The organism is Pseudoalteromonas sp. TAE56 (assembly GCF_000497955.1).
Lineage (GTDB): Bacteria > Pseudomonadota > Gammaproteobacteria > Enterobacterales > Alteromonadaceae > Pseudoalteromonas.
Map to the genome: position 1 here is coordinate 1 of NZ_AUTN01000034.1, position 2,396 is coordinate 2,396.

General features: G+C 38.2%; 1 protein-coding gene and 1 pseudogene. One reads left to right on the top strand and one right to left on the bottom strand.

Features of this window, described 5'->3' with window-relative positions; translation table 11 throughout:
- Positions 1–482 (top strand): annotated as a pseudogene (locus L656_RS0101190) (metallophosphatase); the annotation flags it as partial.
- 351 nt (positions 483–833) lie between these two features.
- On the opposite strand, the gene L656_RS0101195 reads toward L656_RS0101190, so the two are convergent.
- Positions 834–2,150, bottom strand: a complete 1,317-nt coding sequence (locus tag L656_RS0101195; protein ID WP_024597879.1) for an O-antigen ligase family protein — start codon at positions 2,148–2,150, stop codon at positions 834–836.
- Positions 2,151–2,396 lie beyond the last annotated feature (246 nt).

Sequence of the window (2,396 nt, forward strand, 5' to 3'; positions counted from 1 at the left end):
CCATGTTTAACATATGTGGCCAACCACTCATGGTTGACGTAGAAAACTGGATGGCGCACGAAGGATCAGCCAAAAAGCTACTCGATACCTTTAGACGAACCGACACTCCAAACGAAACGCTTATTTTATCGGGAGACGTACATTACTCATTTTGTTTTTCGGTGCAAAAGCGTTTTGGCGATCACCCCAATCGAATTTGGCAACTTACCGCCAGCGGTATTAAAAACGAGTTCCCGCGCAAATTAATAAACATACTCGATAAACTAGATTCAATTCTATACGGCCCAAAAAGCCCTTTAAACTTTTTTACCAAACGCTGGCACATGGAAGTAGATAAACACCAAACCATAGGCGAAGGGCAAAAATACTTAGTAAGCGACTCAGCTATTAGTTTAATAACACTAGAGCAGGGGAATTTAGCCCGCTACCAGTTAATACACGGCGATGGCCATTTAACTGAGTTTGATTTAGAGCATAAGTAATAAGTTACTCATAAACGTAAAAGCGCAGTTTCTTATTACTTAAAAATGGATCCTACCACTGAGAGCACAGAGGCGCTTTGCGCTACACAGAGGAAATACTAGTAATGATTGGTCACTACTCCTTTTCTTCTCAGTGTTCTCTGTGGTGATTTAATCAGTTGTTTACTAATGAATTCAAACATTAAAGCGCAGCTTCTTATTACTTAAAAATGGATCCCACCACTGAGAGCACAGAGGCCCTTTGCGCTACACAGAGGAAATACTAGTAATGGTTGGTCACTACTCCTTTTTTTCTCGGTGCTCTCTGTAGTGATTTAATTTGTTATATATTTTACTACTTATATTTTGTATTTAACCATGCTCTTTTCTGCTTCGTTTAGACGCAGGTAACTTACTACTCAATATTGCCAAGCATAAAATAGTCATAAACAACATTGAGTTTGCACCAGCTTGTAAAGAGTAATCTACCAACGAATGCAGCAGCATATCTATAATTGCAATGGCACAGCCAAAAGCAACGCCCTGAAACAACGCTGTTTTACGCTTTCGCATAGTCGCTATACATAACCATAAACAATAAAGTATAAGTGAGCCCAGTGCGGCTGTAGTGGGTATACCCAGCTCTACTGCAAACTGTACGTAATCGTTATGGGCATTATCGTAGTAACCTGAATAAGGCTCAGACTGATACGCCGGAAACGCAGTATAAAATGTACCACCACCAGAGCCCAACAAAGGCTTATCTAAAATGAGGGGTATTGAATCACGTACAACTTCGTCACGGGTTTCTGATGAAATACTGGTTTCGCTTATACGCTGTTTAACTTTTTCTACATCAAATATAGCGCCGATAATAATTAAATCGATTATAAAAAAACTAACTATAAGTAGTTTAAACGCTTTAGGTTTTTGCCTGTAAATAAAAAACGCGAGTAAGCTAACAACCATTAATGCAATAAAAAATGCAGAGTTACCCATACGGCTACGGGTTAAAATTAACGCAACAATAATAATAATTAACGAAATACGTAAAATTATTTTTGAGCTTAAAAGTATTTCAGTCCACGCCCGAAGCGTTTGTTTTAATGTTTGTTTATAATCGCTAGTAGAGCGTTTTAATTCGCTAACCAAAACACCAATGCCCAAACATAAACATAAAGCTAAAAAATTTGCTAAAAAGTTTGAGTAGGTAAAGGTACCAATAGCACGTTCGGTATGTTTATAACCAAATAGTGGGCTAATAATATCAGGCGACAAATTTAAATAAGTAGCGTATAAAGCCTGAAACACGCCAGCACTTATAATTGCATATATTAAATTTTTAATACGCTTTTCGCTATTGCAATAAATAAATACAAGCCAACAAAACAAAATCATAAAACTTGTTTTAATTAGCATTTGTTTAGTCTGAAACGGGTCAACGCTTACGGTAAACATTTGTACTGCGCATACGCCCGCAACTATACCGAGTACAGTAAATAAGGGCCAAGAATATAAAGGTGGGTATAAAGGGTGCTCGTTATTAATACTGCTGAAAACTAAATGGATGAAAAAGGTAGCACTAATTAATATCCCCATTGCTAAAATTGCCCAAGGGCGGTAACTACCTAATGGTAAGGGCAGCAAAAATAAAATTGCACATAGTAAAAAAAATATAAAACGATTCACAGGGTTCTCTAAACTAAGAGCCTAAAAGAAGGGCTAAAAAAATAAGCCATATAAAGTAAAACGCAGCCAAAAGGCTGCGTTTTTATTATTTTATTAACGGTTAGTTACCGACTTCAGATATACCTGCATCGCCACCTGTGCCGCCTGCACCTTGCGGTACTGCAATAGTTGGTGAAGTAACAATTACCGGAGCAGCAGGAGCTGGTGCGCCACCTGGGCCAGCTGCTGTTGCTTCAGAGGCAACAG